Here is a 675-nt window from a genome sequence, read left to right on the forward strand (position 1 = left end):
GAACTTCAACGCCGCGGTGGCAGCCCGCACGGTCCCCGGTGGGACGGGAGCTGGGGGCAGGGACGCCCGACCCGCTCGATCCACCGCGAACAGCGGCTCCGGAAGAACTCCCCCTCCGGGATGTGCCACAGCGTCTCGTCCTGCTCCCGCTCCCACGTGGAGGGCTGTTCGTCCGTGCGGACGACGTCGCCCGGGGCCAGGCTCAGCTCCACGCCGGAGTCGAAGGTGACGCGGTACGGGAATGGCGTGACGTACTGCCGGACCACAAGCACGCGTCCGAGCGCCCCGGCGGGCACGTCGTACGGCTCCCGGCAGTCCTCGCCATCCGCCTCCAGGTTCTCGTCGAGGTGCCACCCGCGCAGCCGGCGGTCCGCCACCACCCGGTCGCCGCCCCGCAGGGTCAGCGCCCCGACCCGTACCCGGCGGACGAGCTCCAGCCGGTCCTCCAGCGAGAGCGTGCCGAGGACGTCGTCGAGCGTTGAGGTCATGGCGCCCACCCTAGGGGGCTCCGCTCCCCCGGATCTTTCTCCGGGATAACCTCACATATGCGGGATAAAGAAGCTACAAACAACGGTACGAACAAAGGTGCGTGACGGATCATCATGGAGCAGACCGAGACGAGTACGGACGTTCGACCCATCGTGACGCCCACGCTCATCCTCCCCGGCGCCGCCG

The 675-nt window shown here is 69.8% G+C and carries 1 protein-coding gene; it reads right to left on the reverse strand.

The window, feature by feature from the left end; all coding sequences use genetic code 11:
* Positions 1-5: 5 nt before the first annotated feature.
* Positions 6-488, reverse strand: coding sequence for a hypothetical protein (locus tag G3I78_RS46705; RefSeq protein ID WP_164436675.1), 483 nt, complete (start codon positions 486-488; stop codon positions 6-8).
* Positions 489-675 lie beyond the last annotated feature (187 nt).

This window comes from Streptomyces sp. SID13726, from assembly GCF_010548375.1.
In the GTDB taxonomy this organism is placed as follows: domain Bacteria; phylum Actinomycetota; class Actinomycetes; order Streptomycetales; family Streptomycetaceae; genus Streptomyces.